The sequence below is a fragment of the Herbaspirillum sp. genome (assembly GCF_035644555.1).
Classification (GTDB): domain Bacteria; phylum Pseudomonadota; class Gammaproteobacteria; order Burkholderiales; family Burkholderiaceae_D; genus Herbaspirillum.
In genome coordinates, this window is record NZ_DASQOH010000012.1 from 99,019 (window position 1) to 116,123 (window position 17,105).

Here is a 17,105-nt window from a genome sequence, read left to right on the forward strand (position 1 = left end):
TCGTCAGAGAGACCCGTCCCATGAGCATTCCCCTACGCGTGCTGTTCGTCGAAGACATGGAAGAAGATGCCGTGCTGATGGTGCGCGAACTCAAGCGCGGCGGCTTCGAACCCACCTGGCAGCGGGTCGACGACGAACAGGCCCTGCTGGCGGCGTTGCACGAACAGCGCTGGGACATCGTCATCTCGGATTACTCCATGCCCATGTTCAGCGGGGTGGAAGCCCTGAAGCTGGTCAAGGCTGACAACGACCAGACGCCGTTCATCATCGTCTCCGGCGTCATCGGCGAGCAGACTGCGGTGGAGGTGATGAAGGCCGGTGCCCAGGATTACTTCCTCAAGAGCGCCATCGCCCGCCTGCCGCACGCGGTCGACCGCGAACTGCGGGACGCCCAGGCGCGGCGCAAGCAGCGCGCCAGCGCCCAGGCCCTGCGCGAGATGCAGGCGCGCTTCAACGCCTTCATGAATGCCGCGCCGATGCCGACCTGGATCAAGGATTCGCAACTGCGCTACAGCTATGTCAATCCGGCGCAGTCGGCCTTCTACGGCATGACCCCGCACGACATGGATGGCATGACCGACGCCGAACTGATGACCACCGGTGCGGCCCAGGCCTCGCAGGAATACGATCGCAAGGTGCTGGATGAAAAGGTCGAGCTGCATACCCAGGAAACCGTCTTCGACCACAACCACAATGCCCGCATCCTCGACGTGGTGCGTTTTCCCATCAGCGGAGAGGGCAAGGGCGACATGGTGGCCGGGCTGGCCATCGACGTCACCGAGCGCGAGCAGTCGCGGCGCGAACTGGAGCTGGCGATCCAGCGTCAGCAGCTGCTGTCGTCGCGCGTGATCGAGGTGCAGGAGCGCGAGCGCCAGCACCTCGCGCGCGGCTTGCATGACGACGTCGGCCAATCGCTGACGGCACTCAAGATCAACCTGGAAACCATCAAGAAGACCGGCACCCTGGAAGGCCCGTCGCTGCAGAACGGCATCGACATCGTCACCGCCGTGCTGGCCCAGGTACGCAGCCTGTCGCTGGACCTGCGCCCGCCGCAGCTGGACAATCTGGGCCTGATCGCCGCCCTGCGTTCCTATGTGGAGCAGAAGTCCAAGCTGGCCAACGTCAATGGCTGGTTCGAAAGCAGCGGTCACGACGGCGAGTTGCACCATGACATCGAAAACACTGCTTTCCGCATCGTGCAGGAAGCGGTCACCAATATCCTGCGTCACGCCAGATGCCAGAACATCTGGGTCAAGATCGACCGCCAGCAGGACCAGGTCTATCTCAGCATCCGCGATGACGGCAAAGGTTTCGACATCGAACGCGCGCGCAGCAATGCCATTTCCGGCACCAGCTTCGGACTGCTCAACATGGAAGAGCGGGCCGTGCTGGTGGGCGGTTCCATGGATATCACTTCGGCGCCCGGCGCAGGGACGGAAATCGTCATGCACCTGCCGGTCGCCCCTATCGTCAGGAGGATGTAGATGCTTACCCGAATCATGCTGGCCGACGACCACGCGCTGGTGCGCAGTGGCATCAAGGCATTGCTGACCGCCATGCCGGGAGTGGAAGTGGTGGGCGAGGCCTCCGATGGCGCCGAGGTCATCGAGATGATCCCGCAGCTCAAACCCGACCTGGTGCTGCTGGACATCGCCATGAAGGGCATGAACGGCCTGGAAGCGCTGCGGCGCTTGCGGGGCGAATACCCCACCATCCGCTTTTTGATGCTGTCCATGTACGGCAGCGAGGAATACGTGATGCAGGCCTTGAATGCCGGGGCCAATGGCTACCTGTTCAAGGATTCCGCCGCCACCGAACTGGAAAAGGCGCTCTACGAGGTCAAGCATGGCCGGCAATACCTGGATTCGCACATCTCGCGCGAAGCTCTGGACAACTACATGAAGCGGGTGGCCCAGAATGGCACGCCGGTGGAGGTGCTGACCCCGCGCCAGCGCGAGATCCTGCAACTGATCGCCGAGGGCAACAATACCAAGGAAATCGCCTACCAGCTCAATGTCAGCGCCAAGACCATCGAGACCCATCGGGCGCAGCTGATGGAGCGGCTGGATATCCGCGATGTGCCGGGCCTGGTGCGCTATGCCATCCGCACCGGCATTGCCACCCCCGACAAGTAACGCGGAAGCGGGTTTAAGGAAAAATCTGATTTTTTTTGAAATCGCCTGTGCAATAATCCCCTGACAGTGCTGAAATCGGCGTCGGTACTGGTGTTACAGCGTATCGCCGATGCTGGAAGCCAGGTCGCAGGGCCGTCCATGCAGTGCTGGCCAAGGGGGGCAAGCGGCAGTGAGACGTTCGGGATGGCCGGAATGTGGCCAGGCAGACAAGAATAAGTTCCAGCTTGAAATTTACTGAAGAAAGCGATCCATCCATGGATATCGAGCAATATGACATCATCCTCGTCGACGACAGCCCGGAAGTGGCGGAGTTGACCCGCCTGGCGCTGGGCAGCCGCAAGCTGGCCGACAAGCTGACCTGGTTTGCCGATGCGGAGCTGGCCGAGGAGTTCTTCTTCCAGGGGGATTATGCGCAGCGCAAGGACCTGCATCCCTACCTGATCCTGCTCGATCTGAACCTGCCGCTGATGAGTGGTCACGATTTCCTGAAGATCATCAAGTCCAACGCCGCCACCTCGCACATCCCGGTGGTGATGTTCTCTTCCTCGGACGACCAGCGCGACATCAACCAGAGCTACGAACTGGGCGCCAACGGCTACGTCGTCAAGTCCACCGACCCCAAGGAATTCATGGGTACCGTGGTCGATACCGGCATCTACTGGCGCAATCGCAATCGCCCGGCACGTTCCGGTGCAGACGCCCCGGCATCCCCGGCGGCAGCTTCCTGACCGGATCACCCGCCTCCAGGCGGGGCTCCCAACGAAAAAGCGCGGTCGTGACCGCGCTTTTTTCATGGCTGGGTGGCAACGGCCATTTGGCCTTTCATCCGGGAAACTGCCGCAGCCCGTCCAGATCGTTGATGGTGATGCTGCCGTAATCCACCTTCAGCAGGCCGGCCTTTTCCAGTACCTGCAGAGCCTGGTTGGCGCGCTGGCGCGAGGTGCCGGAGAGATTGCCGACCTCTTCCTGCGAGATCTGCAGATTCAGGCCGATGCCGGGGTTCAGGTAGGGATTGAAGAGGGCCGCCAGGCAACGCGCCACGCGCGCATCCGGCTCCAGCATGCGGTCGTATTCCACCAGCGAAATGAACAGCGCCAGGCGCTCGTTCAACTGCGTCACCAGGAAGCGGTTGAAAGGAATGCTGTTGTCCAGCAGCCAGATGTAGGTGGCCTTGGGCATGTACAGCAATTCGCTCTCGCGCAGTGCCACCACATCGTACTTGCGCGGTTCGTCCTTGAGCAGCGAGCCTTCGCCCAGCCAGCCGCCATTGGCCATGCCGGCGAAGGACACGGTCTTGCCCTCGGGCGAGACGCTGCTCATCTTCAGCAAGCCTTCATGCACACCGATCCAGTGCGCCACCGGGTCACCCTTGCGGCAGACATAGCCACCGGCGGGGATCTTGCGGCTGACCACTTCGGATTCCACCCGGGCCAGTTGCTCTTCGGTCAGCGCCTGCGCCCAGATGCTCTTGGACAGCATGCGTCGAATTGATGTCTCCATGATGATGCGTCGCAATATCGAAAGTTTTGTCAATTGTCGGTGAGATGACATCCACTGGCAACCTCTCACTCTACTATCATCGCAAAAAAGGCCTGGGCCCAAGCCCTGCCAACACATAGAGACAGGACAGCTGGCACGCCAGACACAATGACTGCCGCAGTAAGAGCAGCGTAAGCCTGGCGGCACAGACTGATCCGACACCGGGTTCGCTTCCTCACCCAGACAAGTGAATGAAGCGAATCTTTCGAACCTGCACAAGAAGGTGGGAAGATGGTGGAGACGAGACAAGACAAGGAAGCTGCGACCTTTCCGCGGCTGCTGCAGGCGCATGCCCGCCAACGCCCCGAGCGGGCTGCCTTCCGCGAGAAGGACCTGGGCATCTGGCAGACCACGACCTGGCGCCAGGTGGCCGACGAGGTGCGCAGCTTTGCCTGCGGCCTGGCGGCCCTGGGCTTCAAGCGCGGCATGAGCCTGGCCATCATCGGCAACAACTGCCCGCGCCTGTACTGGGCCATGAGCGCCGCCCAGGCGCTGGGTGGCATGCCGGTGCCGCTGTACCAGGACGCACCGGCCGCCGACATGGCCTATGTGCTGGCCGACGCCAACGTCGACTTCGTCATGGCCGAAGACCAGGAGCAGGTCGACAAGGTCTTCGAGATCAAGGAAAACCTGCCCCGTATCGCCCACGTCATCTATGACGACGAGCGCGGCATGCGCAACTACCACCAGCCCGAGCTGCTGTCCTTTGCCCGCGTGCAGGAACTGGGTCGCGCCTACGAACACGCCCATCCCGACTTCTTCGAAAAGGAGGTCGCGGCCGGTTCGCCCGACGACGTCGCCATCATCCTCTATACCTCCGGCACCACCGGCAAGCCCAAGGGCGTGTGCCACTCGCACCGGGCCATGATCACCACCGCCACCACGCTGGTGGAGTTCGATCACCTGGACCAGGACGACGACATCCTGTGCTACCTGCCGCTGGCCTGGGTGGGTGATTTCCTGTACTCCTTCGCGCAGCAGCATGTCGCCGGTTTCTGCCTGAACTGCCCGGAGTCGCCCAATACCGTCATGACCGACCTGCGCGAGATCGGCCCGACCTATTACTTCGCGCCGCCGCGCGTGTATGAAAACATCCTGACCCAGGTCATGATCCGCATCGAGGATGCGGGCTGGCTCAAGCGCAAGATGTTCCACGGCTTCATGCGGGTGGCGCGTCGGGTCGGCATGCGCATCCTGGATGGCAAGCCGGGCGTGTCGCTGATGGACCGGCTGCAATATGCGCTGGGCGACCTGCTGGTCTATGGGCCATTGAAGAACGTGCTGGGCATGTCGCGCCTGCGCGTGGCCTATACCGGCGGCGAGGCCATCGGCCCCGACCTGTTCGACTTCTATCGCTCCATGGGCATCAACCTGAAGCAGCTCTATGGCATGACCGAGACCTGCGTGACGGTGTGCATGCAGCCCTCGGGCGACGTCAAGCTTGATAGCGTGGGCCGCCCCATGAAGGGCGTGGAAGTGCGCATCGACGACAACGGCGAAGTGCTGGTGCGTTCGCCCGGCCTGATGAAGGAATACTTCAAGCGCCCCGACGCCACCGCCGAAGCCATCGACGCCAACGGCTACTTCCACACCGGCGACGCCGGCTTCTTCGACAGCGACGGCCACCTCAAGATCATCGACCGCGCCAAGGATGTCGGCAAGATGGCCTGCGGCAGCATGTTCGCGCCCAAGTACATCGAGAACAAGCTGAAGTTCTTCCCCTTCATCAAGGAAGCGGTGACCTTCGGCAACGGCCGCGAGCAGTGCATGGCCTTCATCAACATCGACATGGATGCCGTGGGCAACTGGGCCGAACGGCGCAACCTGCCTTACAGCGGCTACACCGACCTGGCCGCCAATCCGGCAGTGTACGAACTGGTGCGCGAATGCGTGGAAAAGGTCAATGCCGACCTGGTGGCCGACCCGCTGCTGGCCGATTCACAGGTCCATCGCTTCCTGATCCTGCACAAGGAACTCGACCCCGACGATGAAGAGCTGACCCGCACCCGCAAGGTCCGGCGCGGCTTCATCGCCGACAAGTACGCGGTGTTGATCGAGGCGCTCTACGACGGTCGCCCGTCGCAATACATCGAGACCCAGGTCAAGTTCGAGGATGGCCGCCAGGGCATGATCGCGGCCGACCTGAAGATCGCCGAGGCCAAGACCTTCAAGACGCTGCAAAGCGCCGCCTGAGCAGCACGCAGTCCCGTCCCGGGCGCCTTGCCAGCGCGCCCGGCCAGCAGCGTAGCCCGACCAGACCACCGCTGAATGAATACGACCATGAAACGACACCTGTCTTCCGAAATCCTGCCCTCGGGCCTGCCACCCGTGACCAGCCCCGACGAAGAAGCAGCGGCCGTGGCCGCCAACGGGCGCCGCATCGGCGAGGTCATCCTCGACCTGCAGAACATCTCGCTGTCCTTCGGTGGCGTGAAGGCGCTGACCGACATTTCCTTCGATGTTCGCGAACATGAAATCCGCGCCATCATCGGCCCCAACGGTGCCGGCAAGAGCTCGATGATCAACGTCATCAACGGCGTCTACCATCCGCAGAAAGGCCAGATCCTCTATCGCGGCCAGCCGCGCCTAGGCATGCATCCCAGTGCCATCGCGCGTCAGGGCATTGCCCGCACCTTCCAGAACATCGCGCTCTTCAAGGGCATGACGGTGCTGGACAACATCATGACCGGGCGCAATACCAAGATGCGCTCGGGCCTGTTCTCCAATGCGATGTGGTGGGGCGCGGCCCGCAACGAGGAAATCGCGCATCGCCACAAGGTCGAGGAGGTGATCGATTTCCTGGAAATCCAGCACATCCGCAAGACCCCGGTGGGACGCCTGCCCTACGGCCTGCAAAAGCGCGTGGAACTGGCGCGGGCGCTGGCGGCCGAACCGCACATGCTGCTGCTGGATGAGCCCATGGCCGGCATGAACGTGGAAGAAAAGCAGGACATGTGTCGCTTCGTGCTGGATGTGAATGACCAGTTCGGCACCACCATCGTGCTCATCGAACACGACATGGGCGTGGTCATGGATATCTCCGACCGGGTGGTGGTGCTGGACTACGGCAAGAAGATCGGCGACGGCACGCCTGACGAGGTGATGAGCAATCCCGAAGTGATCAAGGCCTACCTGGGGACCTCGCACTGAGTCCGGGATCGGCGTGCAGTCAGTAAATAATATAAATAATAAAAACAATATCGAAGGCGGTAGCAAGGAGACGACATGCAATTCTTCCTCGAAGTCACCCTGAGCGGACTGCTCTCCGGGTTGATGTATTCACTGGTGGCCCTGGGCTTCGTGCTGATCTACAAGGCCTCCGGCGTGTTCAATTTCGCGCAGGGGGCGATGGTCTATTTCGCCGCGCTGGCGGTGGTGGGCCTGATGGAGAAGGGCATGCCGATGTGGGCCGCCATCATCGGTGCCTTCGTGGTGATGATCCTGGTGGGCCTGGCCACCGAACGCTTCGTGCTGCGCAAGCTGGTCAACCAGCCGCCGATCACGCTCTTCATGGCCACCATCGGCCTGACCTTCTTCCTCGAAGGTCTGGGGCCCTTGCTGTTCGGCAGCGAAGTGCGCCCGATTGACCTGGGCATCGTCGACGAACCGATCCAGTCGGTGATGGACAGCGTCGGCATCGGCCTTTCCAAGTTCGACCTCTTTGCCTCCGGCATGGTGGTGGCGCTGGTGGCGGCGCTAGCGCTGTTCTTCCAGAAGACCAAGGTGGGCCGGGCGTTGCGGGCCGTGGCTGATGACCACCAGGCCGCGCTGTCGCTGGGCATCCCGCTGCAGCATATCTGGGCGGTGGTGTGGGGCGTGGCCGGTTTCGTGGCGCTGATCGCCGGCCTGCTCTGGGGCTCGCGCAACGGCGTGCAGTTCGCGCTGACCATGACGGCGCTGAAGGCCTTGCCGGTGCTGATCCTGGGGGGCTTCACCTCGATCCCCGGGGCGATCGTGGGCGGGCTCATCATCGGCGCTTCCGAAAAGCTGGCGGAAATCTATATCCCCCCGGTGATGCAGGATGCCTTCGGCGGCAACTTCGGCGGCATCGAAGGCTGGTTCCCGTATGTGTTCGCGCTGCTGTTTTTGCTGGTCCGGCCGGAAGGCCTGTTTGGCGAGCGGCATATCGACCGGGTATGACAAAGTGCAGATTCCAACTGTTTCAATATGGATCGATTGAATGAGACGGCTTGCACCTCAGACCACCGTTCGGACTGAGTAGGCCCATCAGGGCCGTATCGAAGCCTGTCCTGAGCCTGTCGAAGGGGCGCTCCTGCGCTTGCTGACGGCGCGCCTTCGATACGCGGCTGCGCCGCTACTCAGGACGAACGGTGCCAGATGGATTGAGCAAGAGCAGGAACAAGGAGAACATGATGCTGTACCGTGAAGCAGGACAATTCAAGACAAGCTACATCGCCGACAGCCAGATCTTCCCGATCCGCCAGGATCGCATCATCTTCACGCTGTTCATGGTGTTCGCCTTCGTGGCCGTGCCGCTGCTGGGCAGCGAATACTGGTTCTCGGCCATCCTGGTGCCGTTCCTGGTCTTCGCGCTGGCCGCACTGGGCCTGAATGTGCTGACCGGCTATGCCGGCCAGCTCTCGCTGGGGTCGGCCGCCTTCATGGCGGTGGGGGCCTACGCGGCCTACAACTTCCAGCTGCGGGTGGAGGGCATCCCCATCGTCGCCACGCTGCTGCTCTCGGGCGGTTGTGCGGCGCTGGTGGGCGTGCTCTTCGGGCTGCCTTCGCTGCGCATCAAGGGCTTCTACCTGGCCGTGGCCACGCTGGCGGCGCAGTTCTTCGTGGTGTGGGCGCTGACCAAGTTCCCCTGGTTCTCCAACAACAGTTCCTCGGGCGTGATCAGCACCCCCAAGATCGATTTCTTCGGCATCGCCATCGACACCCCCGTGCGCAAGTACCTCTTCGTGCTGGCCGTGGTGAGCGTGCTGGCGTTGGTGGCCAAGAACCTGGTGCGTTCCTCCACCGGGCGGGCCTGGATGGCGGTGCGCGACATGGACGTGGCCGCCGAGGTGATCGGCATTCCCCTGATGCGCACCAAGCTGACCGCCTTCGCCGTCAGTTCCTTCTACTGCGGCGTGGCCGGGGCACTGTATGCCTTCTGCTACCTGGGTTCGGTGGAGCCGGACGGCTTCTCGCTGGACCTGTCCTTCCGCATCCTGTTCATGATCATCATCGGCGGTGTCGGCAGCATCCTCGGCTCCTTCCTCGGTTCGGCCTTCATCCTGCTGCTGCCGATCTTCCTGGACAACGCGCTGCCGCCGCTGGCCGCGCTGCTGCACCTGCCGTTCACCAATGCCACCGTGTCGCACATCCAGATGATGGTGTTCGGCGCACTGATCATCTTCTTCCTCATTGCCGAGCCGCACGGGCTGGCGCGGCTGTGGCAGATCGCCAAGGAAAAACTGCGCCTTTGGCCGTTCCCGCACTGAGGGTTCGCCCAGTGGCGCAACACTGCATCAAGGTAGGCGGGGGCCGGATCACCGGCGTCCGATAAAAGTCGGCAACGACAACATAAAGGAGACGAGACCATGAAGACCATGAAGCATCTCAGGCAGCTGGTAGTGGCGACCGCCTGTGCCGCCAGCCTGCTGTCGGCGGCGGCCCCGGCGCTGGCCCAGACCAATGACCAGTTCATTGCCATCCCCAGCTACCGCGTCGGCCCCTACGGGACCAATGGCCAGTCCTACTACGGCGGCTATGTCGACTACCTGAACTACGTCAACCTCAAGGATGGTGGCGTCAATGGCGTCAAGCTGTCCTGGGAAGAGTGCGAGACCGAGTACAACAATGCCAAGGGCGTGGAGTGCTACGAGCGCATGAAGAACAAGAACACGGTCACCCACGGCACGGCCATCAATCCCATGGCCACCGGCATCTCCTACGCCCTCATCGACAAGACCGCCGAGGACAAGGTGCCGCTGGTGATGATCGGCTATGGCCGTACCGATGCGGTGGACGGCTCGGTGTTTCCGTATGCCTTCCCGCTGGTGACGACCTACCAGATGCAGGTCTCGGCCATCGTCAAGTACCTGGCCGGCAAGAACAATGGCTCGCTGGCCGGCAAGAAGATCGTCTTCCTGTACCACGATTCGGCCTATGGCAAGGAGCCCATCGTGGCCCTGCAGGCCGAGTCCTCCATCGGCAAGTTCAAGCTGGTGGAAATCCCGGTGGCCCACCCCGGCAACGAACAGGGCGCGCAGTGGCTGCGCATCCGCCAGGAAAACCCGGACTACGTCATCTTCTGGGGCTGGGGCGTGATGAACCAAACCGCGCTGAAGGCGGCGCAGAAGGTCGGCTATCCGCGTGACAAGATCGTCGGTTCCTGGTGGGCCGGTTCGGAAGAAGACACCATTCCGGCAGGCGAAGCCGCCAAGGGCTATCTGTCGGCGACCTGGAACGTGGCCGGCAAGGATGTCCCGGTGATCGCCGATATCGACAAGGTGGTCTATGGCGCGGGCAAGGGCAACATGCAGGACAAGAACAAGCTCGGCTCCATCCTCTACAACCGTGGCGTGTCGGCCGCGATTGCCACCGTGGAAGCGGTGCGCACCGCCCAGGACAAATACGGCAAAGGCAAGGTCATGAGCGGCGAGCAGGTGCGCTGGGGCTTTGAAAACCTCAACATCACCGATGCCCGCCTGAAGGCCCTGGGCGCCACCGGACTGCTGCCGGAGATCAAGACCTCCTGCGAAAACCACGAAGGATCGGGCAAGGTGAAGATCCAGCAATGGGACGGCAGCAAGTGGGTGCTGGTGTCGGACTGGATCGAGGGTAACAAGAACCTGATCCACCCGCTGTTCAAGGCTTCCGCTGCGAAATACGCAAAAGAAAAAGGCATCACTCCTGCCTGCATGAAGTAGGCGCTTGCGCCGGCGGCCTTGCTCGTCTCCCACCGCCGCCGGTGCTTTTTTGGAAATGCGACAGACCATGAATGCCACACCGATTCCGACCAGTGCCAGCACCGTCTACAGCGCAACCGCCCCGGCGCAGGCCAAGGCCTTGGCCATCAACAATATCGAAGTGATCTATGACCACGTGATCCTGGTCCTGAAGGGCGTCTCGCTGGACGTGCCGGAGGGCAAGATCGTGGCGCTGCTGGGTGCCAACGGTGCCGGCAAGAGCACCACCCTCAAGGCCATCTCCAACCTGCTGCATGCCGAGCGGGGCGACGTCACCAAGGGCAGCATCGAGTTCCGGGGCGAGCGGGTGGACCGCATGACCCCCAACGATCTGGTCAAGCGTGGCGTGATCCAGGTGATGGAAGGGCGCCATTGCTTCGGTCACCTTACCGTGGAAGAGAACCTGCTCACCGGGGCCTATACCCGTGGCATCAGCCATGCCGAGGTGAAGCATGAGCTGGAAAAGATCTACGATTATTTCCCGCGCCTGAAGGTACGGCGCAAGTCGCAGTCCGGCTATACCTCCGGTGGCGAACAGCAGATGACGGCGATCGGCCGCGCCATGATGGCCAAGCCTTCGATGATCCTGCTGGACGAGCCCTCCATGGGCCTGGCGCCGCAGATCGTGGAAGAGATCTTCGAGATCGTCAAGGACTTGAACAGCAAGGAAAAGGTCTCCTTCCTGCTGGCCGAACAGAACACCATGGTGGCCCTGCGCTATGCCGACTTCGGCTACATCCTGGAAAACGGCCGGGTGGTGATGGAAGGTGCAGCCCGCGAGCTGGCCGATAACGAGGACGTCAAGGAGTTCTACCTGGGCGTGTCCGGCGCTGGGCGCAAGAACTTCCGCGACATGAAGTTCTACCGCCGCCGCAAGCGCTGGCTGGCGTAAGGGGAAGGCCCATGTCCGATCCCATCGAATTCATGCAGCAGCTGGATGCGCTGGAACGACGCGATCCGGCCCAGCGGGAAGCGCAGCTGATGCAGGCCTTGCCGTCCCTGCTGGCGCGTGCGCAGGCCGCGCCGGGTTGGGCGCGCATCCTTGCCGGTATCGACGCCGCGGCCATCCGCTCGCGGGCCGACCTGGCGCAATTGCCGGTCACGCGCAAGTCGGACCTGAAGGAACTGCAGACCCGCGAAAGCCCCTTCGGCGGGCTCAACACCACACCGGCACGTCAATTGCGGCGGCTGTTCGTCTCGCCCGGGCCGATCTACGATCCCGAAGGCCATGCGGCCGACTGGTGGCGCTTTGCCAGTCCCATGAAGGCGCTCGGCATGCAGGCCGGGCATATCCTGCAGAACTGCTTTGCCTACCATTTCACACCGGCTGCCTTCATGGTCGAAGGTGCGGCGGCCCGCCTGGGTTGCGCGGTCATTCCGGCCGGCATCGGCCAGACCGAGTTGCAGGTCAATGCGATGACGGCCCTGAAGCCAGATGCCTATGTCGGCACACCGTCCTTCCTCAAGATCATCATCGAGAAGGCGCAGGAAATGGGCGCCGACATCTCCAGCGTGCAGCGTGCCCTGGTCAGCGCCGAAGCGTTGCCGCCGTCGCTGCGCCACTGGTTCCATGAACATGGCGTACCGCAGGTACTGCAGCTGTATGCCTCGGCCGATATCGGCAATATCGCCTACGAGACCATGAGCGATGGCGCCGTGCATCCCGGCATGGTGCTGGACGAATCGCTGATCCTGGAAATCGTGCGGCCCGGCACCGGCGATCCGGTGGCCGAGGGGGAAGTGGGTGAAGTGGTGGTGACCTCCTTCAATCCCGACTATCCGATGATCCGCTTCGGTACCGGTGACCTGTCGGCGGTGGTACAGGGCATCTCTCCCTGCGGGCGCACCAATACCCGCATCAAGGGCTGGATGGGCCGTGCCGACCAGACCACCAAGGTGCGCGGCATGTTCGTCCATCCCTCGCAGGTGGCCGATGTGCTGCGCCGCCATGGCGACGTGCTGCGCGCGCGGCTGGTGGTGTCCGGCGAGATGGCCAATGACGTCATGACCCTGCATTGCGAAGTGGGGGACCCGGCTGATCCGGCGGTCGATGTCACGGCGCTGGCCGGCAGCCTGCGGGATGTGACCAAGCTGCGCGGCGAGGTCCTGCTGGTGGCGCCGGGCAGCCTGCCCAATGATGGCAAGGTGATCGAGGATGCGCGCAAGTACGAATGAATGCTTTGCCAGCGGGCTTCGTCATCGGACAAGCCCGCGCCGCGGCTGACCGTTCGTACTGAGTAGGCCCGTCAGGGCCGTATCGAAGGCGCTCATGAGCTGCTGCCGTCACGCCGCCTTCGATACGCGGCTGCGCCGCTACTCGGTCCGCTCAGTCCGAACCGATGGTGAGGGAGGAATGCACAAAATGTCTTGCGATCAGTCACATCCCGGCTTGTGCATATGAAGGTTCGCGCATAGAATCATTCGCGGAACATGTGTTCCAACGTCGCTCGGACGGTTCCGGGCGCTTACGTGAAAGTCTTCCATGACGCAATCCGCCGATTCGCGCGATTCCTCGCGCACGCCTGACGTTTCTTCTTCCTCTTCTTCCCCTTCCTCCGCTTCTGCTGCACCCGCCGACGCCTTCCCAGTCAGCTTCCCGCGCATTGAGCGTCTGCCCCCCTACGTCTTCAACATCACTGCCGAACTGAAGATGGCGGCGCGCCGGCGTGGTGAAGACATCATCGACATGTCCATGGGCAACCCCGATGGTCCAACCCCACCGCACATCGTCGAGAAGCTGGTGGAGGTGGCGCAGCGTCCCGATACCCACGGCTATTCGTCCTCCAAGGGCATCCCGCGCCTGCGCCGCGCCATCGCGCACTGGTACCGCAGCCGCTACGAGGTGGACTTCGATCCCGACAGCGAGGCCATCGTCACCATCGGTTCCAAGGAAGGCCTGGCGCACCTGATGCTGGCCACCCTGGACAAGGGCGATACGGTCCTGGTGCCCAACCCCAGCTATCCCATCCACATCTACGGCGCGGTCATCGCCGGCGCCAATATCCGCTCGGTGCGCATGAGCCCGGGCGTGGACTTCTTCGACGAGCTGGAACGCGCCGTGCGCGAGAGCTATCCCAAGCCGAAGATGATGATCCTGGGCTTCCCCTCCAACCCGACCGCGCAATGCGTGGAACTGGAGTTCTTCGAACGGGTGGTCAAGCTGGCACGGGAACACCAGATCCTGATGGTGCATGACCTGGCCTATGCCGACATCACCTTCGATGGCTGGAAAGCGCCGTCCATCATGCAGGTGCCGGGCGCGCGCGAGGTCGCGGTGGAGTTCTTCACCCTCTCCAAGAGCTACAACATGGCCGGCTGGCGGATCGGCTTCATGGTCGGTAATGCCCGTCTGGTGGCGGCCCTGGCGCGCATCAAGAGCTATCACGACTACGGCAGCTTCACGCCGGTGCAGGTGGCGGCTATTGCCGCGCTGGAGGGCGACCAGGCTTGCGTGGAGGAAATCCGCGCCAACTACGAAAAGCGCCGCAACGTGCTGGTCAAGGGCCTGCACGAGGCCGGCTGGATGGTCGATGTACCCAAGGCCTCGATGTACATCTGGGCGCGCATCCCGGAACCGTATCGCCAGTTCGGCTCGCTGGAGTTCTCGCGCATCCTGCTGGAGCAGGCCAAGGTCTGCGTCTCGCCTGGTATCGGCTTCGGCGAATATGGTGACGAGTACGTGCGCTTCGCCCTGATTGAGAACGAGTCCCGCATCCGCCAGGCCATTCGCGGCATCAAGACCATGTTCAAGAACGCCAAGGGGGCGTGAGGCCGGGCCACAGGCAAGGCCACGCCGGAACTGCGTCGCCTTGCTGAGGTCTTAGCTGAACCTTCAGTTTATTGATGACTAATATGATTAAAAAAACAATATTCGCCGCCCTGATCGCAGTCACAGCCTGCGCTGCCGTCCTGCCGGTGGCGCAGGCCCAGGTGTCGGTCAACATCAATATCGGCGCACCGCCGCCGCCCCGCGCCGAGCCCTTGCCGCCGCCGCGTCACGGTTACGTGTGGGCGCCTGGCTTCTGGGACTGGGATGGTCATCGTCATGTGTGGCGCGAGGGCCATTGGCTGCGTGAACGGCCCGGTTATGTCTATGCCGCCCCGGTCTGGCATCAGGGTCCGCGTGGCTGGGAACTCCAGCGCGGCGGCTGGCGCGGTGGGCCGCCACCGGGTCGCGGTCCGCGTCACCATGATCGCGATGATGATCGCGGTCCGGGTGGCGGACCCGGTCATGGTCCGGGCTGTCCCCCGGGTCATGCGCGCAAGGGTGAGTGCTGATCCAGCTGCAGGATAGTGCGAGACCGGACAAGCCAAGAAAAATCGGCCGCGATGTGAAAGCATCGTGGCCGATTTTTTTGGGCGCAGGAAACTGCCTCAGGTCTTGTCCATCAAGGCCGAGATGGCGAAGGAGACGATGCCGGCCGTGATGCAGATCACAGCCAGTCGGTAGTGGGGAATGAGCTTGCCGACGAAGGGTAGCAGGAAGTACAGGACGATGGCGATCAGGATGCTGGTCAGGAGTCTTTTCATTGTCATGGCGATGAGGGTTGAACGCTGCCGCTATGATAGTGCGATTTGGCCGTCGTGGTGACGTCAGCGCGCTGCGGGACTGGCTGCCGGGGGCGTCGTCGCCGGCGCCCTGGGGGCGGCATTGGCGGCCGGCTTGAGCGGTGTCGCGCCCGGTGGCAACTGGTCGTCCTCGGCTTCGTTCTTGCGGCCCCCGCCGTGGGCATTGAAGAAGCTGACCACGGTGCGCGAGGTATCCAGGTTCTGCGAGGACTTGCCACCATTGATGATGGGTACCACGCCACCCGGCCAGGCATGTCCGCCGCCCTTGACCTCATACAGCACCACCGCCTGCGGATCGGTCTTGCTGGCGTAGGTGTATTGGCGGATGGTGGTGCCGTCGCCGGCGGTGTCGGGGATGTCGTTGACGGTCGGGCGCGGATTGGCGCCGTCGGCCTTGATGAAGGCTTCGATGCTGCGGGCCACCGACAGGCGTGGCACCTGCGAGACTTCCTGCTTGCCCATGCCACCCAGGAAGGGGATGAAGGGGTCGTCGCTGCCGTGGATGTGCAGCAGCGGCATGGGGGCCTTGACGGTTTCGGGTGGCACGTCCAGTACCGCGCTGACCACCGCCACCGCCCTGAATAGTTCGGGGGCTTCGGCTGCCATACGATAGGCCATCATGCCGCCGTTGGAGACACCAACCAGGTAGATGCGCTGGCGGTCGGCCAGGCCGTCGGCCACCAGCTTGTCGACCAGAGCCCGCAGGAAGGCCACGTCATCGACCTTGTGCATCTGCGCGTAGCCGCAGCAGCCGCCCGAATTCCAGGTGCGGGCGTCAATGGCCAGGCCGGTACCGTTAGGGTAGACGATCATGTAGCCGGCCGCCTCGGCAATCTCGGTCAGGCCGGTGGCGCGGGCCATCAGCGAGCCGCTGGAACCGCTGGCATGCAGGGCGATGATCAGCGGCAGGGCTTCGCCGACCACATTGCGTTCGGAAAAATAGGCGCGCGAGAGATTGCCCACGCGCAGGGTCTTGAGGGAGAGATCGACCGCCTGGCCGGGCAGGGCCGTCAGCAGCGACAGGCCGCACACGGCCGCCAGCACGGCACGGCGCAGTGCGCGTGGGGGACGGTGGTGTTTCGGGAAGCAAAGCGTCATGGGTGCGTGGGCAGGCAGGGTTGACCATTGGTCAACGATAGTGGACATTTTCGTGATGGTAATGCCCATGACGTACCGACGCAAAGCGATTTACACCCTGCGCCGGTAGCCGTACCTACTCGCCGGCTCAGCCGCGGGCCGGGATGTTCAGGCCGCGCACCACGGCCGGACGCGCCACGAAGGCTTCCAGCGCACGCGCCACGTTCGGGAAATCCTTGAAGCCGACCAGCTCGGCCGCTTCGTAGAAGCCGATCAGGTTGCGAATCCAGGGGAAGGTCGCGATATCGGCGATGGAGTATTCGTCGCCGGCCAGCCACTGATGCTGCGCCAGTTGCTTGTCCATGACGCCCAGCAGGCGTTTGGACTCGTTGACGTAGCGGTCGCGCGGCCGCTTGTCCTCGTATTCCTTGCCGGCGAAGCGATGGAAGAAGCCCAGCTGACCAAACATCGGACCGACGCCGCCCATCTGGAACATCACCCACTGGATCACCTGGTAGCGTGCGGCGGCATCCTGCGGCAGGAACTTGCCGCTCTTTTCGGCCAGGTATAGCAGGATGGCGCCGGATTCGAACAGCGGCAGCGGCTTGCCGCCCGGGCCGTCGGGATCGATGATGGCCGGAATCTTGTTGTTCGGGTTCAGCGACAGGAAGGCCGGCGACATCTGGTCATTGGTCTCGAAGCTCACCAGATGGGCTTCGTAGGGCAGGCCGGTTTCTTCCAGCATGATCGACACCTTCACGCCATTGGGCGTGGGCAGCGAGTACAGCTGGATACGTTCGGGATGTTGCGCCGGCCATTTCTGGTCGATGGGGAAAGCAGACAAGGGATGGCTCATGTGGGGCTC

Annotated in this window: 16 protein-coding genes; 12 read left to right on the forward strand and 4 right to left on the reverse strand. The window is 63.0% G+C overall.

The genetic code is table 11. The features are described 5' to 3' along the window. The first annotated feature begins 20 nt into the window (after window positions 1-20). The 3 genes from VE092_RS04330 (at window position 21) to VE092_RS04340 (ending at window position 2,863) form a co-directional block, all read left to right on the forward strand. Complete coding sequence (locus VE092_RS04330) at window positions 21-1,484, forward strand: hybrid sensor histidine kinase/response regulator (protein ID WP_324874159.1); 1,464 nt, start codon at window positions 21-23, stop codon at window positions 1,482-1,484. Beyond that, entirely contained in the window at window positions 1,485-2,135 is a 651-nt protein-coding gene (locus tag VE092_RS04335) for a response regulator (RefSeq protein WP_008329401.1), read from the forward strand. A gap of 254 nt (window positions 2,136-2,389) precedes the next feature. After that, a complete protein-coding gene (locus tag VE092_RS04340) occupies window positions 2,390-2,863 on the forward strand; it encodes a response regulator (RefSeq protein ID WP_324874162.1) in 474 nt (157 codons plus the stop codon). Window positions 2,864-2,957: 94 nt separating this feature from the next. Here VE092_RS04340 and VE092_RS04345 read toward each other — a convergent pair whose 3' ends face one another. Continuing rightward, complete coding sequence (locus VE092_RS04345) at window positions 2,958-3,635, reverse strand: Crp/Fnr family transcriptional regulator (RefSeq protein WP_324874163.1); 678 nt, start codon at window positions 3,633-3,635, stop codon at window positions 2,958-2,960. A gap of 270 nt (window positions 3,636-3,905) precedes the next feature. Here VE092_RS04345 and VE092_RS04350 point away from each other — a divergent pair, with 270 nt between their 5' ends. From VE092_RS04350 to VE092_RS04390, 9 genes are all read left to right on the forward strand, one after another. Then, entirely contained in the window at window positions 3,906-5,867 is a 1,962-nt protein-coding gene (locus VE092_RS04350) for an AMP-dependent synthetase/ligase (protein ID WP_324874165.1), read from the forward strand. Window positions 5,868-5,942: 75 nt separating this feature from the next. Then, a complete protein-coding gene (locus VE092_RS04355) occupies window positions 5,943-6,824 on the forward strand; it encodes an ABC transporter ATP-binding protein (RefSeq protein ID WP_324874167.1) in 882 nt (293 codons plus the stop codon). Window positions 6,825-6,899: 75 nt separating this feature from the next. Further along, a complete protein-coding gene (locus VE092_RS04360; protein WP_006463904.1) occupies window positions 6,900-7,814 on the forward strand; it encodes a branched-chain amino acid ABC transporter permease in 915 nt (304 codons plus the stop codon). A 233-nt stretch (window positions 7,815-8,047) separates the two neighbouring features. Beyond that, complete coding sequence (locus VE092_RS04365) at window positions 8,048-9,124, forward strand: branched-chain amino acid ABC transporter permease (RefSeq protein WP_006463903.1); 1,077 nt, start codon at window positions 8,048-8,050, stop codon at window positions 9,122-9,124. A 99-nt stretch (window positions 9,125-9,223) separates the two neighbouring features. Continuing rightward, window positions 9,224-10,555, forward strand: a complete 1,332-nt coding sequence (locus tag VE092_RS04370) for an ABC transporter substrate-binding protein (RefSeq protein ID WP_324874170.1) — start codon at window positions 9,224-9,226, stop codon at window positions 10,553-10,555. Between the two features lie 67 nt (window positions 10,556-10,622). Next, window positions 10,623-11,486 (forward strand): ABC transporter ATP-binding protein, encoded by an 864-nt coding sequence (locus tag VE092_RS04375; RefSeq protein ID WP_324874172.1) that lies wholly within the window; start codon window positions 10,623-10,625, stop codon window positions 11,484-11,486. Window positions 11,487-11,497: 11 nt separating this feature from the next. Beyond that, window positions 11,498-12,769, forward strand: coding sequence for a phenylacetate--CoA ligase family protein (locus tag VE092_RS04380; RefSeq protein ID WP_324874174.1), 1,272 nt, complete (start codon window positions 11,498-11,500; stop codon window positions 12,767-12,769). Window positions 12,770-13,076: 307 nt separating this feature from the next. Then, on the forward strand, window positions 13,077-14,363 hold the full coding sequence (gene alaC / locus VE092_RS04385) for an alanine transaminase (protein ID WP_324874176.1): 1,287 nt from the start codon (window positions 13,077-13,079) through the stop codon (window positions 14,361-14,363). Window positions 14,364-14,446: 83 nt separating this feature from the next. Beyond that, window positions 14,447-14,872 (forward strand): YXWGXW repeat-containing protein, encoded by a 426-nt coding sequence (locus tag VE092_RS04390; RefSeq protein ID WP_324874178.1) that lies wholly within the window; start codon window positions 14,447-14,449, stop codon window positions 14,870-14,872. Between the two features lie 96 nt (window positions 14,873-14,968). On the opposite strand, the gene VE092_RS04395 is transcribed toward VE092_RS04390, so the two are convergent. The 3 genes from VE092_RS04395 to VE092_RS04405 all read right to left on the reverse strand — a co-directional run bounded on the left by VE092_RS04395 (window position 14,969) and on the right by VE092_RS04405 (window position 17,096). After that, window positions 14,969-15,124 carry a hypothetical protein gene (locus VE092_RS04395; protein WP_166757930.1) on the reverse strand — a complete coding sequence of 52 codons (156 nt, stop codon included), beginning with the start codon at window positions 15,122-15,124 and terminating at the stop codon, window positions 14,969-14,971. A 63-nt stretch (window positions 15,125-15,187) separates the two neighbouring features. Next, window positions 15,188-16,309 (reverse strand): alpha/beta hydrolase family esterase, encoded by a 1,122-nt coding sequence (locus VE092_RS04400; protein WP_324874181.1) that lies wholly within the window; start codon window positions 16,307-16,309, stop codon window positions 15,188-15,190. A gap of 79 nt (window positions 16,310-16,388) precedes the next feature. After that, window positions 16,389-17,096, reverse strand: a complete 708-nt coding sequence (locus tag VE092_RS04405) for a glutathione S-transferase N-terminal domain-containing protein (protein WP_234293675.1) — start codon at window positions 17,094-17,096, stop codon at window positions 16,389-16,391. Between the last annotated feature and the right edge of the window lie 9 nt (window positions 17,097-17,105).

Coding starts and splice junctions, on each gene's coding strand:
- VE092_RS04330 (WP_324874159.1), top strand. CDS start 21: ATGAGCATTCCCCTACGCGTGCTGTTCGTCGAAGACATGGAAGAAGAT.
- VE092_RS04335 (WP_008329401.1), top strand. CDS start 1,485: ATGCTTACCCGAATCATGCTGGCCGACGACCACGCGCTGGTGCGCAGT.
- VE092_RS04340 (WP_324874162.1), top strand. CDS start 2,390: ATGGATATCGAGCAATATGACATCATCCTCGTCGACGACAGCCCGGAA.
- VE092_RS04345 (WP_324874163.1), bottom strand. CDS start 3,635: ATGGAGACATCAATTCGACGCATGCTGTCCAAGAGCATCTGGGCGCAG.
- VE092_RS04350 (WP_324874165.1), top strand. CDS start 3,906: ATGGTGGAGACGAGACAAGACAAGGAAGCTGCGACCTTTCCGCGGCTG.
- VE092_RS04355 (WP_324874167.1), top strand. CDS start 5,943: ATGAATACGACCATGAAACGACACCTGTCTTCCGAAATCCTGCCCTCG.
- VE092_RS04360 (WP_006463904.1), top strand. CDS start 6,900: ATGCAATTCTTCCTCGAAGTCACCCTGAGCGGACTGCTCTCCGGGTTG.
- VE092_RS04365 (WP_006463903.1), top strand. CDS start 8,048: ATGCTGTACCGTGAAGCAGGACAATTCAAGACAAGCTACATCGCCGAC.
- VE092_RS04370 (WP_324874170.1), top strand. CDS start 9,224: ATGAAGACCATGAAGCATCTCAGGCAGCTGGTAGTGGCGACCGCCTGT.
- VE092_RS04375 (WP_324874172.1), top strand. CDS start 10,623: ATGAATGCCACACCGATTCCGACCAGTGCCAGCACCGTCTACAGCGCA.
- VE092_RS04380 (WP_324874174.1), top strand. CDS start 11,498: ATGTCCGATCCCATCGAATTCATGCAGCAGCTGGATGCGCTGGAACGA.
- alaC (WP_324874176.1), top strand. CDS start 13,077: ATGACGCAATCCGCCGATTCGCGCGATTCCTCGCGCACGCCTGACGTT.
- VE092_RS04390 (WP_324874178.1), top strand. CDS start 14,447: ATGATTAAAAAAACAATATTCGCCGCCCTGATCGCAGTCACAGCCTGC.
- VE092_RS04395 (WP_166757930.1), bottom strand. CDS start 15,124: ATGAAAAGACTCCTGACCAGCATCCTGATCGCCATCGTCCTGTACTTC.
- VE092_RS04400 (WP_324874181.1), bottom strand. CDS start 16,309: ATGTCCACTATCGTTGACCAATGGTCAACCCTGCCTGCCCACGCACCC.
- VE092_RS04405 (WP_234293675.1), bottom strand. CDS start 17,096: ATGAGCCATCCCTTGTCTGCTTTCCCCATCGACCAGAAATGGCCGGCG.